Annotated in this window: 23 protein-coding genes and 5 tRNA genes; 26 read left to right on the top strand and 2 right to left on the bottom strand. The window is 26.7% G+C overall.

Annotation, left to right across the window (positions count from 1 at the left end; translation table 4 throughout):
* Nucleotides 1-17 precede the first annotated feature (17 nt).
* The 9 genes from thyA to AAHM97_RS03570 all read left to right on the top strand — a co-directional run bounded on the left by thyA (nucleotide 18) and on the right by AAHM97_RS03570 (nucleotide 4147).
* Nucleotides 18-884, top strand: coding sequence for a thymidylate synthase (thyA, locus tag AAHM97_RS03610; protein ID WP_342268577.1), 867 nt, complete (start codon nucleotides 18-20; stop codon nucleotides 882-884).
* Nucleotide 885: 1 nt separating this feature from the next.
* The gene (locus tag AAHM97_RS03605) at nucleotides 886-1377 is read left to right on the top strand and encodes a dihydrofolate reductase (RefSeq protein WP_342268576.1); all 492 of its coding nucleotides are present in this window, start codon (nucleotides 886-888) and stop codon (nucleotides 1375-1377) included.
* Nucleotides 1367-2278 (top strand): lysophospholipid acyltransferase family protein, encoded by a 912-nt coding sequence (locus AAHM97_RS03600; protein WP_342268575.1) that lies wholly within the window; start codon nucleotides 1367-1369, stop codon nucleotides 2276-2278. The genes AAHM97_RS03605 and AAHM97_RS03600 overlap by 11 nt, the downstream gene beginning before the upstream one ends.
* 28 nt (nucleotides 2279-2306) lie before the next feature.
* Entirely contained in the window at nucleotides 2307-3611 is a 1305-nt protein-coding gene (locus AAHM97_RS03595) for a thymidine phosphorylase (RefSeq protein ID WP_342268574.1), read from the top strand.
* 107 nt (nucleotides 3612-3718) lie between these two features.
* Nucleotides 3719-3794 (top strand) — tRNA-Thr (locus AAHM97_RS03590).
* Nucleotides 3795-3799: 5 nt separating this feature from the next.
* A tRNA-Tyr gene (locus AAHM97_RS03585) sits at nucleotides 3800-3883 on the top strand.
* A 7-nt stretch (nucleotides 3884-3890) separates the two neighbouring features.
* A tRNA-Gln gene (locus tag AAHM97_RS03580) sits at nucleotides 3891-3965 on the top strand.
* Between the two features lie 5 nt (nucleotides 3966-3970).
* Nucleotides 3971-4046, top strand: a tRNA-Lys gene (locus tag AAHM97_RS03575).
* A gap of 12 nt (nucleotides 4047-4058) precedes the next feature.
* Nucleotides 4059-4147, top strand: a tRNA-Leu gene (locus AAHM97_RS03570).
* A gap of 368 nt (nucleotides 4148-4515) precedes the next feature.
* Here AAHM97_RS03570 and AAHM97_RS03565 read toward each other — a convergent pair.
* The gene (locus tag AAHM97_RS03565; RefSeq protein WP_342268573.1) at nucleotides 4516-5367 is read right to left on the bottom strand and encodes a lipoprotein; all 852 of its coding nucleotides are present in this window, start codon (nucleotides 5365-5367) and stop codon (nucleotides 4516-4518) included.
* 223 nt (nucleotides 5368-5590) lie between these two features.
* Here AAHM97_RS03565 and rpmG point away from each other — a divergent pair, with 223 nt between their 5' ends.
* The 16 genes from rpmG to recO all read left to right on the top strand — a co-directional run bounded on the left by rpmG (nucleotide 5591) and on the right by recO (nucleotide 22167).
* Nucleotides 5591-5734, top strand: a complete 144-nt coding sequence (gene rpmG / locus AAHM97_RS03560) for a 50S ribosomal protein L33 (RefSeq protein ID WP_342268572.1) — start codon at nucleotides 5591-5593, stop codon at nucleotides 5732-5734.
* Between the two features lie 39 nt (nucleotides 5735-5773).
* Nucleotides 5774-6859 carry an aminopeptidase P family protein gene (locus AAHM97_RS03555; RefSeq protein WP_342268571.1) on the top strand — a complete coding sequence of 362 codons (1086 nt, stop codon included), beginning with the start codon at nucleotides 5774-5776 and terminating at the stop codon, nucleotides 6857-6859.
* Nucleotides 6860-6867: 8 nt separating this feature from the next.
* The gene (uppS, locus tag AAHM97_RS03550) at nucleotides 6868-7584 is read left to right on the top strand and encodes a polyprenyl diphosphate synthase (protein ID WP_342268570.1); all 717 of its coding nucleotides are present in this window, start codon (nucleotides 6868-6870) and stop codon (nucleotides 7582-7584) included.
* The gene (locus tag AAHM97_RS03545; RefSeq protein WP_342268569.1) at nucleotides 7577-8626 is read left to right on the top strand and encodes a phosphatidate cytidylyltransferase; all 1050 of its coding nucleotides are present in this window, start codon (nucleotides 7577-7579) and stop codon (nucleotides 8624-8626) included. Before uppS ends, AAHM97_RS03545 begins: the two co-directional genes overlap by 8 nt.
* 3 nt (nucleotides 8627-8629) lie before the next feature.
* Nucleotides 8630-9745 carry a hypothetical protein gene (locus tag AAHM97_RS03540; protein WP_342268568.1) on the top strand — a complete coding sequence of 372 codons (1116 nt, stop codon included), beginning with the start codon at nucleotides 8630-8632 and terminating at the stop codon, nucleotides 9743-9745.
* Nucleotides 9746-9821: 76 nt separating this feature from the next.
* Nucleotides 9822-11123, top strand: a complete 1302-nt coding sequence (rseP, locus tag AAHM97_RS03535) for an RIP metalloprotease RseP (protein WP_342268567.1) — start codon at nucleotides 9822-9824, stop codon at nucleotides 11121-11123.
* A 12-nt stretch (nucleotides 11124-11135) separates the two neighbouring features.
* On the top strand, nucleotides 11136-15560 hold the full coding sequence (locus tag AAHM97_RS03530) for a PolC-type DNA polymerase III (protein WP_342268566.1): 4425 nt from the start codon (nucleotides 11136-11138) through the stop codon (nucleotides 15558-15560).
* Nucleotides 15561-15569: 9 nt separating this feature from the next.
* Entirely contained in the window at nucleotides 15570-16043 is a 474-nt protein-coding gene (locus tag AAHM97_RS03525; RefSeq protein WP_342268565.1) for a hypothetical protein, read from the top strand.
* A gap of 53 nt (nucleotides 16044-16096) precedes the next feature.
* Complete coding sequence (locus tag AAHM97_RS03520) at nucleotides 16097-17014, top strand: lipoprotein (protein ID WP_342268564.1); 918 nt, start codon at nucleotides 16097-16099, stop codon at nucleotides 17012-17014.
* A gap of 18 nt (nucleotides 17015-17032) precedes the next feature.
* On the top strand, nucleotides 17033-17512 hold the full coding sequence (gene ybeY, locus AAHM97_RS03515) for an rRNA maturation RNase YbeY (protein WP_342268563.1): 480 nt from the start codon (nucleotides 17033-17035) through the stop codon (nucleotides 17510-17512).
* Between the two features lie 88 nt (nucleotides 17513-17600).
* Nucleotides 17601-18020, top strand: a complete 420-nt coding sequence (locus AAHM97_RS03510) for a diacylglycerol kinase family protein (protein ID WP_342268562.1) — start codon at nucleotides 17601-17603, stop codon at nucleotides 18018-18020.
* Between the two features lie 9 nt (nucleotides 18021-18029).
* Entirely contained in the window at nucleotides 18030-18440 is a 411-nt protein-coding gene (gene cdd, locus AAHM97_RS03505) for a cytidine deaminase (protein WP_342268561.1), read from the top strand.
* Between the two features lie 4 nt (nucleotides 18441-18444).
* Nucleotides 18445-19155 carry a hypothetical protein gene (locus tag AAHM97_RS03500; RefSeq protein WP_342268560.1) on the top strand — a complete coding sequence of 237 codons (711 nt, stop codon included), beginning with the start codon at nucleotides 18445-18447 and terminating at the stop codon, nucleotides 19153-19155.
* A gap of 13 nt (nucleotides 19156-19168) precedes the next feature.
* Nucleotides 19169-20383 (top strand): hypothetical protein, encoded by a 1215-nt coding sequence (locus AAHM97_RS03495; protein WP_342268559.1) that lies wholly within the window; start codon nucleotides 19169-19171, stop codon nucleotides 20381-20383.
* Nucleotides 20384-20394: 11 nt separating this feature from the next.
* Entirely contained in the window at nucleotides 20395-21300 is a 906-nt protein-coding gene (gene era / locus AAHM97_RS03490; protein WP_342268558.1) for a GTPase Era, read from the top strand.
* 69 nt (nucleotides 21301-21369) lie between these two features.
* Complete coding sequence (recO, locus tag AAHM97_RS03485; protein ID WP_342268557.1) at nucleotides 21370-22167, top strand: DNA repair protein RecO; 798 nt, start codon at nucleotides 21370-21372, stop codon at nucleotides 22165-22167.
* Between the two features lie 23 nt (nucleotides 22168-22190).
* Here the strand turns inward: recO and AAHM97_RS03480 are convergent, their stop codons facing one another.
* Nucleotides 22191-24872, bottom strand: coding sequence for an HAD-IC family P-type ATPase (locus tag AAHM97_RS03480; protein ID WP_342268556.1), 2682 nt, complete (start codon nucleotides 24870-24872; stop codon nucleotides 22191-22193).
* 193 nt (nucleotides 24873-25065) lie between these two features.
* Here AAHM97_RS03480 and AAHM97_RS03475 point away from each other — a divergent pair, with 193 nt between their 5' ends.
* On the top strand, nucleotides 25066-25968 hold the full coding sequence (locus AAHM97_RS03475) for a hypothetical protein (RefSeq protein WP_342268555.1): 903 nt from the start codon (nucleotides 25066-25068) through the stop codon (nucleotides 25966-25968).
* Nucleotides 25969-26049 lie beyond the last annotated feature (81 nt).

The following is a 26049-nucleotide window of genomic DNA, read 5'->3' as shown; positions in this document are numbered from 1 at the left end:
TAAATAGGTGGGTTTTTATGAAAGAATATTTATCCCTAATAAAAAAAGTTTTAAAAAATGGTGAATTTCGAGAAGATAGAACTAAAGTCGGAACACTTTCTTTATTTGGGTTACAATCGAGATATGACTTAACAAAGGGGTTTCCCTTACTAACAACAAAGAAAATTTATTTTAAGGCAATTGTTCACGAACTTCTTTGATTTTTAAAAGGTGATACTAACATTGAGTATTTGGTTAAAAATAATGTTAATATTTGAAATGAATGACCTTATGAAATATTTAAAAAATCTTCAGATTATAATGATTTATCAATCGAAGAATTTAAAGAAAAAATCATCAATGATCATAATTTTGCCTTAAAGTATGGCGAACTTGGCCCAGTATATGGAAAGCAATGGAGAAATTTTAATGGTATTGACCAAATAGAGAATTTAATTTGTAATTTAAAAAATGACCCAAATTCACGTAGACATATTGTAAGTGCTTGAGATCCAGCAAAAATCAATAAAATGGCCTTGCCCCCGTGTCATACACTTTTTCAATTATTTGTTACAAATGAAGGAGAATTAGACCTTTTACTTTATCAACGTAGTGGAGATATATTCCTTGGTGTCCCATTTAATATAGCCTCTTATTCACTATTAAATATATTAATAGCTAGAGAATGCAAATTAAAACCAAGATATTTTATCCATACAATAGGTGATGGTCATATATATACTAACCATTTAGAACAAGTTAATCTTCAAATTAAAAGAAAGCCATATAAACTTCCAACAATCAACATCAAATCTGAAGATAATATCTTTAGCCTTAAAGCTGAAGATATAATTTTAGAAAATTACCAATCTCACCCAGTAATTAAAGGAAAGGTAGCTGTGTAGGATGATCACTTTAATTTGAGCAATGACAGAAAATAATGTAATAGGCTATCAAAACAGAGTTCCTTGGTATATTAAAGAAGATTTATTACATTTTAAAAATTATACCTTAAATAAGACTGTTGTTATGGGAAGAGTAACATTTGAATCATTAAATTGTGTGCCACTTAAAAATAGAAAAAATATTGTTGTTAGTCATAATGTAGATTTAAAAGATAAATATCGAGATGTCGTATTTATTAATGATTTTTATACATTTTTAAAAGATAATAATGATAGCGAAGAAGAAATAGTTGTAATTGGCGGAGCACAAATTTATGAAATAGCGTTACCATATGCTAGTCGATTAGTGATAAGTATAATTAAACATAAAAACTATGGGGATGTTTATTTTCCCAAATTTAGTTTAGATAAATTTTATTTAAGTGAAAAAAAATCATATTCCGAATTTAATGTTTTATATTATAATAGAGAGAAGAAATTAGATGAAAAGTAAACAAAAGTTAACTATAAATAACACGGATGTTATAAGTGAATCAAAGTTATCAAAGGAACTTGTTAATGAAAAAGTAAGCTTTGAGGATAAAAAAGAAAAAATTTATATTTCCAAATGAAAAGTTGCCTTTCATTGATGATTTTTTTATCGATTGATGCGAAAATCAAAAAAAATGATGAATTATCTAAAAAAGGACCCAAATCATTATAATGAACAATACCGATATACTTGGTTAAAGAAAAAAACTCATAAAGTTTTAAAAATTGCTAAAATTAAAATTTCTGTTTTTGGGATTGAAAATTGACTTGATGAAGGTCTTGTTTTAGTACCTAACCACAAATCTAATTTCGATCCTGTAATTTTATTTGCAATCAATGATTTTGCAAAACACCAACCAATAGCTTTTATAGCAAAGGAAGAAATTTTTTCTTCTAAATTTGGTCGTTTTGCTTCAATAATTGATTCAATTCCATTAGAAAGGGGAAATCCTAGAAGTGCACACGAAGCATTTAATGAAGCTAAAAGTTTAATAGTTAATTATAAAAGAGCAATGACAATATTTCCAGAAGGAACACGTCATATTGATGATAAAATATATGATTTCTTGCCAACAGCATTAAAACTCCCACAAATGGCTAATGTGCCAGTTGTTCCCGTTTCTATTATTGATACTATAAAGTTGCAAGAAAAAACAAAAATGATTAGAGAAGTAAAAGTTGTCTTTGCAAAACCTATATTAAAAGAAAAAGCAATTGTCATGAAACCTGATGTATTAAGTAAAATTGTGGAAAGAACAGTGCGCGATAATTATAATAAATATAAAGAAATAGACACTAAAAACTTACCTGTTGTAAGACACGAGAAAAAATTAGGTATAAAGTATTATGATTTGATAAAATAAAAATAGATGAATAGAAATGGATTAACATATGCCAACATTTATAGAGATCATTGAAAAGAAAAAGAATAATATTGAGCTAAATAAAGAAGAGATCTATTTCTTGGTTAATGAATTTGTAAGAAATAATATTAAGGATTATCAAATGTCAAGTTTTTTGATGGCAACTTGATTTAACTCATTAACGGATGATGAATTGGTTTTTTTAACCCAAGCAATGGTTGATTCTGGTGACAAATATAAATTAAATAACTTTAAAGATATTTGCGTTGATAAACACTCGACTGGAGGAGTTGGAGATAAAGTTAGTTTAATATTTGGTCCGATATTGGCCTATCTCGGTGTTGCTGTTGGAAAAATATCTGGAAGGGGATTGGCTCAGACTGGTGGTACAATTGATAAATTGGAAAGTTGTAAGGGTTGAACTGGTGAAATTTCAAATGATGAATTTGAAAAGAATCTTAATGACCATAAATTTTCTTTAATGAGTCAATCAAATTCAGTTGTTCCTGCAGATAAATTATTGTATGCTTTAAGAGATGTCACAGGAACAGTCGATTCTTTGGTCTTAATCGCTGCATCAATTATGTCGAAAAAATTTGTTTTACCTACAGATTATATAATTCTGGATATAAAAGTGGGTGACGGGGCTTTTATGAAGGATGAAAATGCAGCCCAAAAATTAGCTGAAAAAATAATTATGCTTTCTAAAAGATTCAATCGTCACTTGGGAATTATAATGTCGGATATGAATAAACCTTTAGGAAAAGCGATAGGAAATGCTTTAGAGGTTAAAGAGGCATATGATACACTAAATGGGCAAGGCCCTCAAGATCTTGTTGAATTGGTAACATGTGCATGTAGTTTAGCACTTGTTTTAACAAAAAAAGCTGCAAATATAAATGAAGCAAATGCAATTGTTTTAGATATATTAAAAACAAAAAAAGCTGCTATATTCTTAGAAAAAATGATAACGTCACAAGGAGGAGATTTCTCATTAATTAAAAATTATAACGATAATTTTAAAACTAAATATTCAATTCAGATAAGAGCAGATAAAGATGGGTATCTTGAATATAATTCTGCATATGATATGGGGATATTATCTGCTTTACTTGGTGCTGGAAGGTTTAAAAAAGATGATATCCTTGATTATGGCGCTGGAATATATCTAAATCGACAAACATATGATAGGGTATTAAAAGGGGACATTATTATGACTTTGTTTACAAACATTAATAATGAAGATGAATTTGTATCTAAGGCGAAAAAAATTATATCTATTAAACCAAAAATAAGCCATAAACCTATTATAATTAAACATATGACAAGTTAATTTTAAAAATATGTGTTTTTTTTTAACAAACAACATATTAATTTATGATATAATTTATTTTGTCTACTAAGGATGAAAACCTCAAGACAATTGGATTATTTATTTATGCTGATTTAGCTCAGTTGGTAGAGCAATTGACTAGTAATCAATAGGTCGAAGGTTCGATCCCTTTAGTCAGCACCATTATCGGGGGATTAGCGAAGTGGCTAAACGCGGGTGGCTGTAAACCATCTCCTTACGGTTCGGCGGTTCGAATCCGTCATCCCCCACCATTTTTATTGGGCTATAGCCAAGTGGTAAGGCAAGGGACTTTGACTCCCTCATGCGCCGGTTCGAATCCTGCTAGCCCAGCCAATATTGTCTCGTTAGCTCAGCCGGTAGAGCAACTGGCTTTTAACCAGTGGGTCATAAGTTCGAATCTTATACGGGACACCATTATTTTTTTATCCCCGGGTGGCGGAAGTGGTAGACGCACTGGACTTAAAATCCAGCGGTATTAAACTACCGTGCCGGTTCAAGTCCGGCCCCGGGGACCATTTTTGAAACAAACCAATGTTAAATTGGTTTTTTTATATACAAATTAGTGTTTAGAAATAGTAATTATAATAACAATAAAATAAAGGAGATTAAGTATACTAAATTTACATCTGGTCTCTTGTATACTTAATGAGAACTTTTAGATTTTTATAAAAAGTAGATAAATATTTACTTTGTAATTATAAAATAATAAATAAAAAAAATAATTGCAACACCTTTTATAAAGTATTTGCAATTAAATATTAAAATATATTTTATCATTAAAATGGCTTTAAATTTACAAAAAAACGTATTCTATATTTGAAAAAATATATTCAAAATTTGTACAGCTTCAATTAATTTGTATTGTATAAATTATTTGGTAACACTAATTTTTAGGTGATGGTGCTGGTGTATCTCCACCACCTTTGTTACTTCCAGCATTCGCTTTATCAATAGCAGAAATTAATGTTTGGGAATATTGTTGGTCATCAACGAATGATTCTTTGATACTTTTTGTAAAATCATCAATTCTTTCTTGTTGCGTATTATAATTTGCAGTATCTTTTATTTTTGGTGCATCCGGTTTATTTTTATCATCTGCATCTTTTGATGTATGATAAGGAACAAAATTAAGGAATTTTCCACCTCTAACTAAAAAGAAAACTGGTGAATTTGTTGGTGTTACTGGTAAACTTGAATTTAAATATGTACTAACATAAGAGACTGCAATATTATATGCAATTTTTGTTTTTATATTATTTTTTTCAAAGTTATAATAATAATAGTTCTCAATAAGACTTTGTCTTATTCATCCCCATACTTTTTTACTTCATCATTCTGCAAACATATCTTTTGCAGAGTCAACTGTTCATTCTAATTTATCTATTTTTTTAGAACTAGAAATATTACCATAGCCATTTAGGCGGTAGTCATCATTATCTGTAAGATCTTTTGGAGATGTTGAATGTATTGATAAATTTGTTAAATATTCATTATAAATACTCTTCATTTTAGAATCATAATAATTAACACCGTTGTCTGTGAATTTTATATCAGATTCATAACTAATTGACCCAGGATCATCTTTTACATGATAATATACAAGAAAAGTTTCGCTATTTTTTATTTTATTCTCAAATGCACTTCAATATCTATATGGAGAAGTACAACTCACAACCGTTGAAGAAGAACTAGCGGCAATAGAAAATGCCCCTAATATTGAAAGTATTTTTTTCATATAATCTCCTATCTTTGTATCAATACTATTATATTATATATTTAAAAATCATATCAAAAAAAAACAGCAAATATTTGGCTTTTATTATTATTTTTTTATAAGTTTTGCAAATAGAAAATAAAATAGGCCTCAATTAAAAATAATCACGTAATTCTTTAATTTATCTATTTAATCTTATTTAATTTTGATAAAATTAAATAAGATATAAAATAAGGAGAAAATAATGAGAGAGGGAGTTATATTAAGATGTGATGTATGTAAAAACGAAAATTACATCGCTAAAAATGATAAAAAAAAGGAAAAAATATCGGTTAAAAAATATTGTTCTGCTTGTGATTTGCGAGTTATTCATAAACAAAAAAAATAATTTTTAAGGTATTTGGGTTTTTTAAAAAAGGGAGTTTGTATGAAGAAAAGTATCATTAATAAGATAATAGATTCTAATAATGGAGATTGTATTTTATTATATTCACCAGAAAATAGATATTGATTTAGTAAATTTACATCTTCTCTAGGATATTTATTAATATTTAAAGATAAGTCATACCTATTTTTAGATGGAAGATATATAACAGCTGCAAGAACTTCAAAAGAATTAACAAATATCGATGAAATTGTTGAATTTTCATCACCAAATACTAAAGGTATTTATGAGTTAATTAATGAAAAGCTTGTACAACATAAGGCAAAGAATGTTATTTTTGAATCAAATTGAGTTTATTTTTCTTTTTTAAAAGAGTGAGAACAAAAGATTAAAGCAAACTTTATTGGTTATAATTTTATTGCTTTGAGGGAAATCAAAGACCAATGAGAAGTGGACCAAATAAGAAAAGCTTGTGATATTACACACGAAGTTTTTTTAGAGGTGTTAAATTTCGTGAAGCCAGGGATAACAGAAAAAGAATTAGCTAGATTTGTTTCAGATACATTTCTAAAATTTGGTGCAGATAAATTGAGTTTTGACACTATTGTTGCTAGTGGAAAAAACGGTAGCAAACCGCATGCTGTCCCTAGTGATAAAAAAATTTCTGAGAATGAGTTTGTTACATTAGATATGGGTTGTTTTTATAATGGCTATTGTTCTGACCAAACAAGAACATTTGCTATTGGTCAAAATTTTAACCCAAAACTTAAGGAAATTTATGATATTGTCTACAAAGCGCAATCTGCTGGGATTGAAATGATTAAACCTGGTATTAGGTGTGAAGATGTTCATAAAAAGTGCTTTGAGATTATTGAAAAAGCTGGTTATGGAGAGTATTTTACTCATGGAACTGGTCATGGAATAGGGATTGAAATTCATGAAGAACCACGTAATGCAATGGGCTCACAAACGCTTCTTCAAAAAAATATGTGTGTAACAGTGGAACCGGGAATATATATTCCCGGAATTGGTGGAGTAAGAATTGAAGATGATATCCTCGTTAAGGAAAATGGCTATGATTATCTTACAAAACCTTTTAGAGAATTACAAATAGTTAAGGTTAAGTAATTAAAGTGATGGACCATTCACTTAAACATTTAGCAATAATTTTAGATGGCAATGGCCGTTGAGCAGAAAGGGAGAGTAAACCACGTTCATACGGACATAAAGTTGGTTTTGAAAAAATTGAAGAATTATGTGAATGAACAATTGAACAAGATATTAGATATCTATCATTATTTTGTTTTTCTACAGAAAATTGAAAGCGTGATATAAATGAGGTTAGTTATCTATTTAATTTGATTAGCACATTTTATAAAAGATATAAAAAATTTTCAACGAAACACAAAATTAAAGTTATATGAGTTGGTAGACGTACAAAGATTTCAGCAGATATAAAAGAAAAACTTGAATTGTTAGAAAATAAGACAAACATTAAAGATCAAATTTTAACACTAAATTTATGCATTGATTATGGGAGTCTTGAAGAAATAAAATACTCTATAGCTAATATTTTAAATGATTATAAAGATAAAAATACTTTCCTTAAAAACTTTCAGGAAATAGATTTATTTAAATATATGTACACAAATCAGTCACCACCTGTTGACTTTCTTGTAAGACCTGGTGGTGAGAACCGAGTTTCAAATTTTTTATTATTGCAGTTATATTATGCAGAGTTGTATTTTTGCGATAAATACTGGCCAGAATTTAATAAGAATGATTTTCAAGAAGCAATTGAAAATTATTATAGTAGGAAACGCAGATTTGGAGATGTTCTTAAAAATGAATAATAGAAGAGTAAAAGATAAGGATAATGTTAATAATTTTGTAAAGACAAAAAGTGACAAAAAAGATAATTTTCTTTTTTCAAATAATCTTTTTTTGAGGGTTTTATCTGCAACATTCTTACTTATAATATTATTTATTTATTGTTCTTCTGGTCTCTTTTATATTTTTTACAATCAGTATAGTTTTGCTAAAATTCTTGGTTATATTTGTATTGGAATTTCCTTATTAATAATAAATATAGCGCTAATCGAGTTAACTAAATCATATAAGATTGGGAAATGATATTTATATTTATATGTTAATATTATGGGAACTGTTTTATTTCTTTTTCCAACCTCGTCACAAATGTATAATTTTGATTTCTATAATCATCTAAATCTTAGTTGATTAAAAGGTTACATGTTTTCTGTTTTGACTATTGGAGAAATTATATTATTGGTAATATTTATCTCTATATATAAAGATATAAAGGACACACTATTTTTTACAATTTTGTTTATTATTATAGTTTTTGCTTATAAAGGTTTTACAATTGTTAGTTTAAGAGTTGGAGAAGTTACTAATAAAACAAATGCATATTATTCATATAATACTAATTTATGAATTTGATTAATTGCTATATGCTCAGATACATTTGCATATTTTGGTGGTTCAAAATTTGGAAAAACAAAATTAGCTCCCAAAATTAGCCCAAATAAATCATGAGAAGGGGCATACATTGGGTATGCATGTGCATTAATAGTAAGTCTTGTTTATTGCTTTGCTTTTTATTATTCATCACCATCACATAAGAATGCGCCATTTAGAACCTCAATGATGGAGTTAAATTCTGATTGAAAAGTAATATTTATATACTTTTCATTATCACTGGTATTTCCCTTTATTGCTATATTGGGTGACCTTTTGTTTTCTTATAATAAACGAAAAAATAAAATAAAAGATTACTCAAGAACAATTCCAGGGCATGGGGGATTGTTAGATAGAGTAGACTCTGTTACCCTGTGTTTTTTCTTGATGTTTTTGCTTGTAGTGGTTTTAAATTAAATTATGAAAAAAATTGCAGTTTTTGGCGCAACTGGTTCTGTTGGTTTACAAGCTTTGTCATTATTAAGAGAAAACAGAGATTATGAATTAGTATGTGTATCTGCTTATACTAATAAAATGGCAATAAAAAAAATTATCAAAAAATTTGATTCTATTAAAGCAATAAGTTTAAGAGATTTTATAGGTGTTAAAAATATACATGAACATAATAACATATTAGATTTATTTGCATATGATTTTGACTATATAATTAATGCTGTTTCTGGTTTTGCTGGTTTAAAAATAACTTTAAAAGCAATTGAAGAAAATAAAATTATATTCTTAGCAAATAAAGAATCATATGTTACTGCTGGTAAATTAATTAATGATTTATTAAAAAAATATACTCAAGCAAAAATTTTTCCCTTAGATAGTGAACATGCAGGACTATTCCAGCTTTTAAAAAATGAAAAAAGCGAGGATATTAAAGAATTAATTATAACAGCATCTGGTGGCCCTTTTCTTAATAAGTCTCTTGATGAGACAAAATATGTAAGTTATGATGAAGTTTTTAAACATCCAACATGAACGATGGGTAAAAAAATAACTATAGATAGTGCGACAATGTTTAATAAGGCATTGGAGATTATTGAAGCATCTAATATGTTTCAAACAAAAAATATTAATGTTTTGGTTCAGCCACAATCACTAGTTCACGCAATGTTAAAATTTAACGATGATTCATATAAAATGTCATTCTCACTTCCTGACATGCAGCAAGTGATTAGTTATTTTTTAAATGATTGTCGCTTTCATTCTTTTTTTAATCAAAAAAACATTGATTTTTCAAAAATGATTAATTTTTCACTACAAGCAATAGACCGTGAAAGATTTATACCGATCAAATTAGCATTCGATGCTATTAATTCTTTTAACTCAAAGGCTATTTCTCTAAATGCTGCTAATGAAGTTTGTGTAAGTGCTTTTATTGCAAAAAAAATAAAATTTTATCAAATAACAGAGGTAGTTGCAGAAGTTTATAAAAATAGTGTAAATAAAGAACTAAAAAATTACACAGAAATTTCAAAATTTCACGAGGCAATTTGTCAAAAAACTTTACTATCTATTGAAAATATATAATAAACATTATATTAATTTATTCTTTAAGTTAAAATATAAAGGTAAATTATTTATTACAAAAAAATTAGGAGTGTAAATGGCTATTTTTCTAGGAATATTAATTGGTATTATTTCATTATTAATATTAATTACACTTCATGAATTGGGTCATTTTGTTGTTGCTAAATTATCGGGAGCATATGTATATGAATTTGCCATTGGATTTGGGCCAACATTATTTACAATCAAAGGAAAAGAAACGTGGTTTAAATTTAAAATATTTCCATTTGGAGGGTTTAATTATATAGCTTCAAAAGATGTTGACCCACCAAAAGGTAGGGAAAATGAGGATGTTCCTGACGAGAGAAAACTTGAATCTATTAATCGCTGAAAAAAAACTATTTTCATTATTTGTGGTCCACTTGTAAATTTAGTTATTGCTTTATTTTTATTTAGTACTGTTATTGGTGTTAATAAATATTACTCAAATGACATGTATTTTTATGGAGCAAATTATTCTTCAATTTCTAAAAGTTCTGCAGATGAAATAGTTAATAAAGGCGATGTTAAATTGAAATATGAACAAGATTTAACGCTGATTGGAATGAGAATTTGATCATTTAATAGTGATGAAAATAAATATTATTTAAATATTTCTTCTTTAGACAACGATAAAGACAAGGCTACTACTAATAGTGATCCTGAAATAGATTATACAAATGTCAAAAATTATTCCTATGCAGATAACTATAAAAAAGAAAATGTTTTCCTTAAAAAAGATAGTAAAAATGCACCAACTTATTACACAACCGTATATTCATTTATTGACCAAGTTGCTTCAACAAAATCATTAGATAATAAAGGTGGTAAGTTAAAATTTGACGTGCAGTTATTATTTCGTCAACGAGATAGTTATTCTGAAAAATTTATTAACAATAAAATTTTTTATTCTATGATTGGAAATCACCCATACAAACCGGGTGACAATATTGGAATATCTCCGCCAACACATTATTTTTTATCTTCATCTCAAGCATTTGTTTTTGGACTAAAAGAAACATTCATTCAAATTTTTTCAACAATAAAAGCATTTGGAAATCTTTTTGTTGGTAATTTTAAAAGTCTATCAGGCCCTATTGGTATTATTAATGTGGCTTCTAAATCTATTTCTAATTCTTCTCAATTTTTCTTATTTGTCGGTTCAATTAGTGCAAGTTTATTTATGTTTAACATGTTATTTATTCCTCCACTTGATGGATATAGAATGATTGAAAATTTTATTGAAATGGTTTTAAAAAGAGAAATTAATACAAAAACAAAATATTGGATATATGGCATTGGAATTTGTATTATGCTTGGTTTGATAATTTTATCAACAGTTGTTGATATAACACGATAGAAAAGGTAAATAATGGACGATTACATTAAAAAAATTATTGAAGCATCTAATAACAGTTTTCAAGATTCAGAGCTGGCTTTATTGTCGAAATTAAGGATCGATTCTGATAATATTGTCTATGATAAGGTAAAATCTATTGCTCGAATTAAGGTTCTAGCAAATATTTTCTTACCAACATCAATTTTAAAGAAATTAGAACCGGGTTTTGAAAATACCCATATCAGTGCGATTTATATTATTAAAGCACATTTAACAGATGAGATCTTTTTTGATTATCTAGAACACATTCATTATACAAGGGTTCGTCAAAACAATGATGGTTTTTTATCTGTCCTTTTTAAAAAACAATATATAAGGTTAGATTTGGATAATAACAATATTGATTTTATTATCCCTGATGAAAATCTTAGACAAAAAGCAAAAGAGAATATTGATTATTTAAAAATTCGTTTACAAAAATATGGTTTAGGATATTTTAATACAAAAATTATAGTTGATGAATCTATTTTAAATATAGCAAAAAAAGAAATTGATGATAGTATTGTCAAGTTAGAAACAAAACCAATTATTAATTCAACTCCTAAAAAGGAAAATAAAAAAATATGATCACAATCTTCGAAAGTTAATTTAGATGAAAAAACTTTTAATACACTATTAGAAATTGAAAAAAATTCAAGAAAAATTGTTGTTCATGGTGAATTAATAAAAATTATTATAACTGTTACATCTAGTGGTCTTAAAATATATAAATTGCATATTTTTGATGGATATTCAACTATAATTGCCAAATTATTTGAACCCAAAAATTCAAATAGTCTTAATTTCTTTAATAAATATGATGAAAATAATACCTTACACATAAAGTACAAAGAAGAATTTATCAAAATTGGTGATTGAATTTCAATTCTTGGTGATTATCTATACAGTGATTTTGAAAAGGAGTATGAATTTTCAATTACAAAGTATAAAAAAATAAAAGTAAGCAATGTAAAAATTTTGGATGATGCAAAAGTAAAAAGGGTTGAACTGCATACACATACAAATATGTCAACCTATGATGGTATTTCTACACCATTAGATTATTTAAAATACATAAAGGAATTGGGTATGAAGGCAATTGCTTTTACAGACCATCTTAATGTTCAAAATTTTCCAAATATATTTTTAGCTCAAAAGGAAATTAATAAAGGTTTAAATGATGAAGAAAAAATAAAAGTAATTTATGGATGTGAGTTAAATATTATTGATGAAAAATATAATATTGTTGAAAAACAATTTACAAAAAAAATTACTGAAGTCGATTTTGTAGTTTTTGATTTAGAAACTACAGGACTAAGTCCTGAGCTAAATGAAATTATTGAATTTGGAGCAGTTAAATATAACAGTAAATCTGGTAAGAATGAAAAAATTGATATTCTTATAAAACCTAGAAAACCAGTAAGCAGTTATATAACAAATCTTACACATATTACAAATGATTTACTTAATGACAAAAAATCTATAGAAGAAGAAATGCCAAGAATTTTAGAATTTATCGGTGATGCTGTTCTTGTTGCTCATAATGCCTCATTTGATATGGGTTTCTTAAATTCTTGATTGAAAAAACTTGGATATGACATAATGCCAAACACTGTTATTGATACATTACCATTAGCTAGATGTTTATGGCCAAAATTGAAAAGTCACCGTCTCGGAGTTGTTGCTAGAAAATATTCTGTTAATTATAATGAGGAAGATGCCCATAGAGCAGACTATGATGCTGAAGTTTTAAAAGATATATTCGAGAATATGATAAATTATGCAAGACTTAATTTTGACATACACAATATTGACGATATTAATAAATTAATAAAGCAATTTAAAAAAAATAAGGACAAAAATATAATTATTAACCGTGGGTTTCATTTAAATGTCTTAGTAAAAAATTCTCAAGGTATTAAAGATCTCTATAAAATTGTTTCCCACTCTCACACAGATGGTTATTTAGGTTCACCAAAAATAACCTGAAAAAAATTAGAAGAAATCAATAAAAATAAGAATCTTTTAATTGGATCTGGTTGCGCAGATGGTGAGGTTTTTAATTTAGGGCTATTTAATACTTCTGAAAAATTAGAAAAAGAGATTAAAAAGTATGATTATATTGAACTTCAACCTCTATCATCTTATAAATATTTAATTGAAAAAAATATAGTTTCTGAAGGAGATTTACTTTTACTAATAAAAAAAATAATAAAATTAGCAAAGGAAAATAACATATTATTAGTAGCTTCTAGTGATGCCCATTATATCGATAAAAGTTTAAAATCTGCTAAAGAAATATTTATTTATGCTAAATGATTAAAAGGGGCAAGACATCCTTTATTTGATTTTTCAAATCGAATTAAAACTTTTCCAAATCAACATTTAAGAACAACTAATGAGATGTTAGAGGAATTTAGTTTTTTAGAAGATGAAAAACTAATCGAAGAAATCGTTATAACAAATACAAATAAAATTGCGAGCCTTATAAATAAAGATATCATACCAATTAAAACAGATATGTACCCCCCGGTTATGGATAATAGTGATAATAATTTAAGAGATGAATGTTATAAAAATGCAATTAAAACCTATGGACAAAAGTTACCAACTATTGTTAGTGAGAGGTTAGAAAAAGAAATTAATTCAATTATCAACTGTAAGTATGGGGTTATTTATTGGGTAAGTAGTTTATTGGTTAAAAAAGCAAATGATGATGGTTGAGTTGTTGGAAGTAGGGGTAGTGTTGGTTCAAGTGTCACAGCTACATTTTCAAAAATAACAGAAGTTAATCCATTGCCACCACATTATTTATGTCAAAAATGTCAGTTTAGTGATTTTGATGCTGGCAAGGATTATAAATCTGGATTTGACATGCCAACAATTAGTTGTCCAAAATGTAAATCAAAATTGATTGGTAATGGCCATAATATTCCTTTCGAAACTTTTTTAGGATTTGATGGAGATAAAATCCCAGACATTGATCTAAATTTTCCTAGTGTTTACCAAGAACAAGCTCATAATTATTGTAAGGAGATTTTTGGAGAAAACAATTGTTTTCGTGCAGGAACTATTTCAACCGTTGCAGATAAAACTGCTTTTGGTTTGGTAAAAGAATACCAGGAAAATGTTGGCAGCGATGTAAATATTACAAAGGCAGAAATTGAGCGTTTATCTATGAAAATCACTGGCGTTAAAAAAACAACCTCAAAACATGCGGGAGGAATTATTATACTTCCTAATGGTTATGAAATCGAAGATTTTACACCTGTAAATTTTCCAGCAGATGATATTGATTCAGACTGAAAAACAACACACTTTGATTTTCATTCCATTCACGATAACTTATTAAAACTTGACCTTTTAGGTCATGATGACCCAGTTATGATTAGAAAATTATTTGAATTAACAGGTGTTGATCCATTACAAATTCCAATGAATGATGAAAATGTTTACTCTCTTTTTATAAATTTAAAAAAATTAAATATTGACTTATCTGACCTTGATGAAACAACTGGTGCAATAGCTTTACCAGAATTTGGAACCCGTTTTGTTAGGGGGGTACTAAAAGAGACTCAGCCTAAAAATTTTTCAGATTTAGTTCAAATATCTGGGTTAACACATGGAACAGATGTTTATAATGGGAATGCTCAAACATTAATAAAAGAAAAAAAAGCAACACTTTCAACAGTTATTGGTTGTAGAGATGATATAATGGTTTATTTAATTGAAAAAGGATTGGATAAGAAATTATCATTTTCAATAATGGAAAGTGTGCGTAAAGGTAATGGTTTAAAGCCAGAGTGAATTAATGAAATGAAAAAAGCGAATGTTCCAGATTGGTATATTGAATCTTGCTTAAAAATTAAGTATCTTTTTCCAAAAGGCCATGCAACAGCATATGTTATTATGTCATATCGCATAGCTTGGTTTAAACTGTATTATCCAGAAGAATTTTATACAGCATGACTAACACTAAGAACAGATAAGTTTGATATCCATGCTTTTTTAAATGATAAAAGCTACTCATTAAAAAAAATTAATGAAATAACATCTATGCAATATAAATTAACAGATGGAGATAAACAAATAGCTTTTTATGAAGTTATATATGAAATGCTTTCTAGAGGAATTATCTTTAAAAATATTGATTTTAATATATCTCAAGCTGCAGATTTTAAAATAGTTATTAACGAAAATACACAAGCAAAAGAAATTTATTTGCCGTTTGTTGTAATTGATTCTCTAGGACCAACAGTTGCTCAATCAATAATCACAGCAAGGGATGAATCTGAGATAACTTCAATCCAAGACTTAGAAAATAGAACAATTATTAATAAAACTCATCTTAAAAAATTTACTGAATTAGGCATTACAAGTTCATTAAAACCAAGTAATCAATTAACTTTTGAGTTATAATATATATAGATGAACTTAAAAATTGATAAAGAAAAAATACAACTATTAATTAAACCGATAATTGATAAATTAAATTTGCAGATATATGAAATAAATATGCTTAAAGAATTTGATAAGAATGTTTTGCAAATTTTGCTCCAACATGATGAAAATCATCCAACAGTTAATTTTGATCTTTTAATTAAAGCAAATGAGGAAATTTCTTTAATATTGGATGATAATGAGGATCTTTGCTCTGAATATATTTTAGAGGTCGCTTCTGCTGGTTTAGAAAGAAGAATTCATTCTAAAGAACAACTAATTAATCAAATATCTAATTATTTATATATGGAAATCAAGAAAGAAAATTTCTACCATAATGTAACATTAGAATCCTATGAAAATAATGAATTTATGTTTAGTTATTTAGTTAAAGGTGTTAATAAAAAAATAAAATGTAAATTTGAGGATATAAATTTTATTAGATTTGCAGTAAAATTTTAAAATATTGGTAACATTTATATTATAATATTAATATATGAAAAATGAGGTTATAAATGAAAAAATTATTGTCTATACTTAGTTCTTTAGGACTAACAACAAGTTGTGCTCAATCTTTTTTTTCTGTTCAAAGTTGTGGTCCAGACAAAGTAATGGCAAGCGTTTCATCATCGTTGGAAGATTCCTTATTAAATTTGACCACACAGTTTTATCCAAAGAATCCATCATCACCACCAGATCCATTAAATCCAGAAGAAGGTTCTGATGCATCAAAGCCTCTATGAAAAGATGGTGTATATAATATATATGATACAACGTACACTAAAGGCGGTGTTTCTTCTGAAAACACTGTTGTTAACCTTTCCTTGCAAACACTCTTTGCACATTCAAACAATGTGCCAAAAGATGCTACAAAACAAAACCTAATACCTTTAAATAAAAGGATTGATAATATTTACTTTGGAAATGCAAAATTATATAACGGTTTGCTACCCCAAGGTCAAGTTGATGAATCTTATTTAGATTCTTTTTATAATTTATGATTGAGTACACGAATGGACATATTAAAAGACGAAATCGCATCTGTGTTAGATAAATCAATAAAAAAATTATCAGAATCAGATATTGTTAACACGTATAATAGTTTGTCTCCAAATGTAAAATTTAATAAAGAAGTTAATGTTGGCGCTGAGAAGGGTGAAACCCCATTTGAAGATGAAAAAGATAATCCCAATCCTCCAAGTAATGATTTTCCCGTTGGTAATTGGTATAAGAGAATTTATACAAATTATGCTGAGGTATGTCAAAGTCAAATGGACCAATGAATGCATGTTATTAGTAATGATGATTTTACTAATATACAAAACAACAAAACATATTCTGCAACTATCTATTTTGGAAGAGTATCTGCTAGTCTAAAAAACCAGTCTGTTAAGTTAGAAAAAAAATTAATTTCATTTATGTTTAAAAAGTAAGATAGAGGAGAAATTTGTTTGCAAAGATATTGCCTGGATTATTATTTAAACGATGAAAAATGCATTGAAATTAAAGAAATATTTACAAAAGATTATATAGATGAGATATTTTTATTTATCCTAAGAAAACTAAAAATTTCCTATTATTGTGAATTGGCAATTTTTTGAGTTAATGACACGAAAGCAAAGGAATTAAATATAAAATATCGAAAAAAAAACTATATTCCAGATGTCTTAAGTTTTCAGGTTGATGATAATTTATTTTTACAAACAGGAGAAAGAATTATTGGAGATCTTTTTTTAAATTTTTCAGAAATGCAAAGAAAAATCAAGACTAATGGGAACACTTTAAAAAGTGAAGGTGTTTGGTGTATTGTGCACGGGATTTTACATTTACTTGGATATGACCATGAAAATAGTAAAAAAGAGGAAGAAGAAATGTTTACTTTAACAGAAGAGATTATGAGTAATTTTAACCTTACTTATAGTCTCAAATAAGTATTGAGAAGAATATTTTTTTATTGATTCTTAGGCTAGTTTATATAGTTATTATCTTAAAAATATATTATAATAATTAAAGGTAACTATGGCAAAAGAAAAAAAACATAATAATTCAAAAAGAAGAGTATCTCCCGGATTTAAGTTACGAAAAAAATTCCATAACGCGTTTAAGGGTTTGGTTGTTGCTTTAAGAGAGGAAAGTACTCTAATTTATTATGCAATAATAACAATTTTAGTTATTGGAATTGGTATTTGAGTTGAATTGGATAGTATTGAGTGAGCAATTTTACTACTAACAATCGGAGTCTTATTTGGAATTGAGTTTTTAAATACTGCTATTGAGAATTTTGTAGATTTACTTAGTTTTGAATACAATGTTCACGCTAAGAAAATAAAAGATATTTGTGCAGCAGCATCTGTCTTGAATTCAATAATGTCAATTGCGATCGGAGCATTTATTTTTTATAATCCTTTTGTTGCGAGAATTGAAGATTTTTTAAAGTAGAGAGTGATAATGAAGAAAATGGTAAATAAAGATGATATTTTTAAGGAGCTATTAGAATTGGCAAAAAGAGCATATGTTCCATATTCTAATTTTAGAGTTAGTTGTATTATTAAGCTAAAGAATAATGAAAAAGTTTATGGAATTAATATAGAAAATGCTGCTTATTCACCATCGCTTTGTGGAGAAAGAAGTGCGCTTGCATCATTAATATCTCAGGGTTATAATAAAGATGATGTTGAAAGCTTTTATCTTTATACAGACTCTAAGGGTATTGGAACAATGTGTGGAGTTTGTCGACAATTTATGATTGAAGTTCTTGATCCTAAACAATTAATCACAATTTTTAACAAATCTGGTCCTTGTTTAGAAGCAAGATTAGAAGAATTTTTACCTTATTATTTTGATAAAGGAAAATTATAAAAAAATGTATTTATTAGGTGAAATGAGGTCTTGAGTTGTTATAAGATTAGATCATATTGTCACAAACAGTTTGGCAATAATTGGTTTTATAATGATATCCTTTGGCTGCATTATTTGTATTGGTTTTCACTGACGTTTACTAAAGCGCAAGCTATTTACAGTTAAAGATGGAACAAAGTTATTTGAGAAATTAAAGTACGATTTGCGCATAGATACAAAGATAAAGGTCTCAAAAGAGAGACTGTATTCTGATCAAAATTACGCACAAACAATATTTAGAGGAGCAATGGACTATAATCGACGTGATGTCGTTGCCTATTTTAGTGAAAGATCTGCTAGAATTATGATTAGAAATTGTATAAGCAAATATGCGTGATTAACATTTTGATTATGGTTTTTATTCCTAATAATAGTTTTTGGTGGAACTTATGCAGATTTTGCTCATTGACTTATAAGAATTCGAGATTTATCTCCAGATAATACTAGCGGAATGATATCAATTTTTATTGCATTCCTATCAATTACTAGCCTTACAGTTTTATTGCGCTATTGAGAATATAAACGGCTTAAGGTATTAATTAATGATGAAATAGTAAAAATACAATTAGCAAAAAAACAAAAAGTTTGAATAAATTATCTTTGAATATACTATTCTTCAATTTTAATTCAATCTCTAGGATTAATATTTATTATTTTTAATATGATAGTTGCATAAAAAAGAAGGAAATATGAGTTCATACAGTAGATATTTAAGAAGGATAAATAGAATTGGTGGTTCCTATAAAAGAAATAGGGCAAATGTTCGCCAAGACAATATGATAAGAGGGGGAATGGGAAACTTTCTTACTCTTAAATTTTTAGCTTCTAAGTATGTTAAAATAATGTCTGAGGGAGATTATGTATATCGTGTGAGGGTTCTTGTAAGATCAATTTGATTAGCACCATTTTATCTGATGTTTTTCTGTTTATATATATATTATAAAATATTTGTTTTTAAACTTGGAACATTAGATCCTAGTCAAAACAAATTATTAAATGTTACTTTGATAATATCTGGTTATCATTTAATAATAATTTCTATGGTTATAATATATTTTTTTTATCAGTCGATGGGAAAGTATTGTTGAATTTTTACAAATCTCTGTAGTGTACTTTATATTGGTGAAGTCCTTATTATTTGTTCGGTTTTCTTTTTAGCAAAATGAGGAGGACTTTTATACAAATATAATGACATTTCTGACCTTTTATATATATTAAGAAATTATTGATTATTTATAGTTTTTTATTTCTTAGTTATTATATTTATGCGCCCATTGGGAAATATATTTCAAGATATAGATATGTGGAAAAGAGAATGAGAAAGAATTGAACGATTTCAAGACACAAAAGATAAGGAAAATGCATTTATATTTAAGAGATGAATAACCCCAGAAGAAGTAAGAGCAAGAGCGATATTACGACACGTTGCTATTTATGGAATGATTCTTTCCAATATCTTTATTTTTATTGATGTTTTTTGACCACAATTTAAATTTGAACCAATTGCATATTTTTATCTAATATTTAGCTATTTTTTATATGTTGGAAGTCATTTTTTCCCATTTAATGTATATAGTTGTATTTATTATTGGTTAGCTTTTATTGTTAGTACAGGAATGTTTATTTACTCTTTATATATGATCCAAGAATATGCTTATGACCATTATTATATGTATGCATATTTTTACTCAATAATTCCATGATTTGCTAGTTTAAGGTCTGCAATTTTATATGGTTGAATTTTAAAAGAAAAGCCAGAAATTAAGGCGATAGTAATTACTCAATTCGAGAAGCCGGAAGATTTTGAAGATTATCTAAGAGAATTAGAAGAAAATAAGGACAAATTATTACCAACAGAGTCTGTTGATGAAGAAAAAATTGATTATTCAAATAATGAAATATAGAAAGTTAGATAATGGAAGAGAAGAAATTTAAAACTGGATTTGTATCAATAATTGGAAGACCTAATGTTGGAAAATCAACATTATTAAATAAATTATTGGGTACAAAAATTTCTATCGTTACCCCAGTTGCACAAACAACAAGAGATAGAATAGCTGGAATTTTTAATTCTGACGCTGGACAAATTATATTTTATGATACTCCTGGCTATCATACATCTAAAAAGGAGATGAATAATTACATGAATAGAATTATTTTTTCTTCTTCAAAAGACAGTGATGTTATTTTATTTGTTGTGCCATGCAATGAATGAATAGGGGAAAATGATAGATTTTTATTAGAAAAAATTATTAAATTTAATACTCCAGTAATCCTTGTGGTCACAAAAATTGATCTTTTAGAAAAGGAAAATGTTGAAGCAAAGGAAAAAGAATGGCGACAATTATGAGATGGTTGAGTTGATATTGTTAAGATAAGTTCTCCAGTAAATAAAAACCTTGATCAATTAATTGAAAAAGTCTATAATTCACTTCCATATAGCGACATCCAATATTATCCAATTGAACAAATAACTGATAGAACAAACAAATTTATTATCAAAGAACTTATTCGTGAAGAAATATTAATTAAAACAAAACAAGAAATCCCACATTCTTCTGCGGTGCTAATTGAAAAATATGAGGATAGAGAAAAAACCCTCTATATTAATGCAACTATTTTTGTTGAAAGAAATTCTCAGAAACCAATATTAATTGGAAAATCGGGTTCTAAATTAAAATCCATTGGTACAGATGCTAGAATAAAGATTCAAGACTTTTTACATTGTAAAGTTTATTTAGAACTTTATATAAAAGTTAAAGAAGATTGAACAAGATCTGGAAGTCTTTTAAAGAAAATGGGTTATGATGAGATCTCTTAATTATAATTTGATTTATAATTTTCTATCTAAATTTTGTATTCTTTTTTCTAATTTATATATAATTTAATTATGAGTTTTACAAAAATTAATGCAATCGTTCTAAATAGTTCAGATATTGAATATAATAAAAAAGTTATCACTGTTTTTTCTCGCGAATTTGGTAAGATGTCAATATATGCACTTGGTGTAAATACAATGAAATCTAAAAATAGATATGCTATTCAAGATATGTCAATATCACAATTTGAAATCTTTAAGGCTAGAAAAAAAGAAAGTATGTCTAAATTAAAAACTGGATATATCATAGAGAGTAATATAGAAATTGCAAAAAACATTCAGAATTATCTTTATTTAAAAATATCTGTTGATATTCTCTCAAAATTAGTTGATGGGGAATACTTAGGGACTAAAAAAAATGCAATTATATATGATACACTAATAAAGTATTTAGAATATTTAAGAAATGATAAAAATACCTTTCAAGCATATTTATTTTTCTTGTGCTTTTTAATATCTTTTACAGGGTATATATGAATTTTAAATAAATGTATAAGATGCAATAAATTTCCTAAAAAACTAATAGCTAGATTTGATTATGTAAATAAGGGTTTTGTTTGTTACTATTGTTTGCACCTTGGAGAGGTTGTCCAACCAGATTCTTTTATCGAAATGTTAAAAGATCTTAAAGGAGAAAAATATTCTTCAATAATAAAGAAAAAGTATAATATTATTGATCTTGTCGTTCTGCATAATGTTTTAATTGAGTTTTACAATTCAGAAGTAGGGATATTTGTAAAAGAAATAGACATTTTAAAGAAAAATGCCACAACAAACTTAGACGAAAAAACTAAAAAGCTTTATATGTAATTTATTTTAAACTATTATTTTGTTTATAATCATACTTTAAATAATTTAATATATAGATATTTTATGAATGAGGAAATAAAAATACATCCAACAATATTTCCAACCATTACCGGAATAAATGAAATACTTAATTTTTCTAAGCTAATAGTATTATTTAAGCCAGGAATAAAAGGTAGTAAAACTACAAGAAACATAATAATAGACATAGTTAGTGTATAGCGATAATCTGGTTTATCCTTATAAAATAAAATTTTATTTGTTCTCAAAATAAAAAATAAGAGAATTTTAGTTATAAAAGATTCCACAAACACTGATGATTGAATTAATTTTATATTTTCTGATGTTGTGTTTTGACCTTTATATCAATCCAAACCAAAACAAATAATAACCAAATTCATTGTTGATATTATTGGTTGGACAATAGAGTTTATAAAGACATAGATAACAAGCTCGCGTTTACTTCATTTTATTGGTTTTGCTAGTTGTTCATTATCAACTTTATCAACCATAAAAGCAATATAACATATATCAACAAGTAAATTTTGAATTAAAAGGTCAATATTTGTCATTGGCACAAAAGTCAATCACATTCCATTGATTGCTAAAAATAGAAATAAACCAATATTTGTTGTAATTGCTAACTTTAAAAATTTGATTGTATTTAAGAATGTAATTCTACCTCATTTGATCGTATTATCAAATGTTGTTAATTTATTTTCCAAAATTATTATATCTGCAAATCTTTTTGCAAGAGGCATTGAGTTATTGGGTGTTATTCCTATATCCGCTGCTTTTATGGCTTGTAAATCACTTCTTCCATCCCCAAGAAATCCTACCACATGATTATTTTTCTTATAAGATTTAATAACCTGAACTTTTTGAATATTGGTTAACTTATTATAAATATTTGTGTTTGATATATTAAATCACTGTTCTTTTGCATTCATTTTTGCAAACCCTTGACTATCTAAAGGACTTATTTTATCTATCCCAATTAATGAACTAATATGAGTTAGATAATCCATACTATCATTTGATTGAATTTTAAAATCTACATTATATTTATCAAACATAAACATTGCATCTTGAGCATCATCTCGTAATTCATCATAAAATACTATAATACCTTCAAATGTTAATATATCTTGTGATTCTTTTTTATTTATATTTATTTCTTTGGTTGCAACAATGAGAGGTTCTAATCCTTGGGCCAAAATTTCACGACAATATCCATTTATTAAAAATAAGATATCTGTTGAGATATTCCATACATTTTCACCGTCGCGATATTTTTCCAATGATTTAAAAATATCATCAAGTGAAGTAACAACTATTTTTAATTCAATATTGTTTTTTCGAATGAAAACACTTCCATTCTTTTGTGTTAATGATACATAAAGTTCTTTTGAAACTTGGTAATCTTTAACAAAATCGGGGACATTTTCATAGTGGTTAAGTATTGCCTTTTCATAATGAAAATGCATTGAATGTTGAAAATAGGCATTTAAATAAGCTAATTTCATTACATTATCAGATTTATTTTTATTAATATCTATCCCCTTTATCAAGGTTGGTTTATCTTTTGTAATAACCCCCTTAACATCACTAATAAATAAATCCATTGCACCTAGATTTTGAATTGTATCTAGTTTTTTAACAATGATGTTATCATCTTTAATATGTTTGCTTCCATTTTGGAGAATAAAACCAATAATTGCTGGAAGAGCTTCGGGTATAAGGGAAACAACAATTGTAATTGAATATAAAAGTGTATCAAGAATTACTCTAAGACTCTCGACTGTTGTAAAATATGAAGTTAGAAAAATTATTGGAAAAACAATAAGGACACTTAAAAGTAAATATTTTGTTATTTTTGTAATTCCTCTTGAATAAAAGTTCTTATTTTCTTTCGATAAATTATGGTCCACATAGTTTGATAATCTTTTTTTACCTATTTCTATTGCCACACAAATAGCATAACCATCAGTAACATATGAGTGAGCCAATATTATATTTTCTAAATCATAAAATTCTTCAACATCTTTATATTTATTACTCTTTCCAACTCTTATATCCTTTCCACGGAAAAGATTGTCATTTACCTTAAAATTATGTGATCATAAAATTCTCATGTCACATGGTATTGTATCTCCAACATTTAAAATTATTACATCACCATTTGTTATTTTGTCATATTTAATTTGTGTGAGGTCGTTGCTTATTTTTTCAAATCTTATTTCATCAATAGGTGGGATCTCATTTTTAATAATAAAATAGTTATTAACCTGCATCTCACGAGATATTTGTTCTGACTTAAATTCCTCATATCGCTCAATTATATTGATTGTAAATGTCATACAAAAAATTATAATCGAAACTATAGCGGATACTATCTCTCCAATATCTTGGTGGTCCTTATTAATAACAAAATAAGTTAAAAAATCAAGGATGATAAGACAAATTAATAAAAGATTAAAAGGTTGAATACAAACTAATAAACTATTTTTTAAGAAACTAAATCTAGGTTTTTGACTAATATTTGTTCCAAATTTTGATATTCTCTTCTTTCTAGACTTGTTATTTCCAAAAGCTGGGATATTTAATTCCTTTAAAAGATCGTGATTATCTAGTTTAGAATATCTAAATAGTTGGTTTGTGAATTTTTCTTTAATATATTTTGAACTAGATTTCTTTCTTTCTTTCATTTTTTTCCCTTTCTTTAATTATATATAAAAAATTACTTATGACATTCATATTGCTATTTTTTTCAACTACAAGTTAAAAGAATTTGAAAATATTACAACTTATTAATTAATAAATAAATTTATATTTAATCTTATTTTTTATTAAATTATCACACCTTTTATAAATATGATATAATTAGATTGAGGTGATTTTATGAGACGAAAATATTATCAACATGACCATTTACGTAAAGGTTGAATTAAATGTCTTTCTATAATTTATATAATTCTGGGAGCAATTCTAATATCTGCAACATTTTATTTAAAATCAAACATTTTAGAAGATAATACTGATATTTCTAGGGAATATGCAATTACTCTAATCTATGTTGCGCAATTTATATTTATTTGTGGAATCTCATCTGCTATACTTATTTTGTATCTATTAAAATTCTCTGATGAATTTTTAATGGAGAATAAATATGCGCTAGTTTGTTTTGGGATATTGGGAGGTCAATTTCTAATTCCATTAATTATTAGTTATTGTATTCCAAACACAGAATCTACAACAAGATCTTCTACAAAAATAGTTTTATCTAAATTAACTGGAATAATATGTTCTATTATTGGAATATTAGCTTTCATTGATTTGGCTGGAATGTATGTATTAAATAATAATTATATTACAAATAACATGTTATTAAAAATAGCTATTGCACCAGGTATATTCCTTATTTATGGTTTAATAAACGTTCTATTGTTTAAAAAAGATAGAATTGATGGAATATATGAAAGTAATTCAGCTGGAGGATTTTTTAAAGGTTTATTCGCAATGATAAATATTATATTTATCACAATTGGGTTAGTAGTGACAATATGAATGTCAATACTTTCAATATTGAGCGGAATTGCTAGAATGTTTTCGGCAATCTTTGAGAGCAAAGGAATTTTATCAAGTGGTCTTAACTTCTTCTATGCACAACTTGAAATAATGAGAGGTATTTTTATTGTTAAAATGGCAACACAAACATTAAAAACAATTTACGCAAGAAAACATTATACAATGCAAAAATCATTATATCTTGAAAACCATTTAGCAAAAGCAACAAATAGTTAATAAAATTATAAATATAGCAACCTAAAATTCAATATTAACAAAAATGTTGGTATTGAATTTTATTGTATTGTTATTTAACTA

Origin of the sequence: Spiroplasma endosymbiont of Aspidapion aeneum (assembly GCF_964031045.1) — a bacterium.
Taxonomy (GTDB): domain Bacteria; phylum Bacillota_I; class Bacilli_A; order Mycoplasmatales; family Mycoplasmataceae.
The sequence above is the reverse complement of the archived record's forward strand: the minus strand, read 5'-3'. Positions and strand labels throughout refer to the sequence as shown.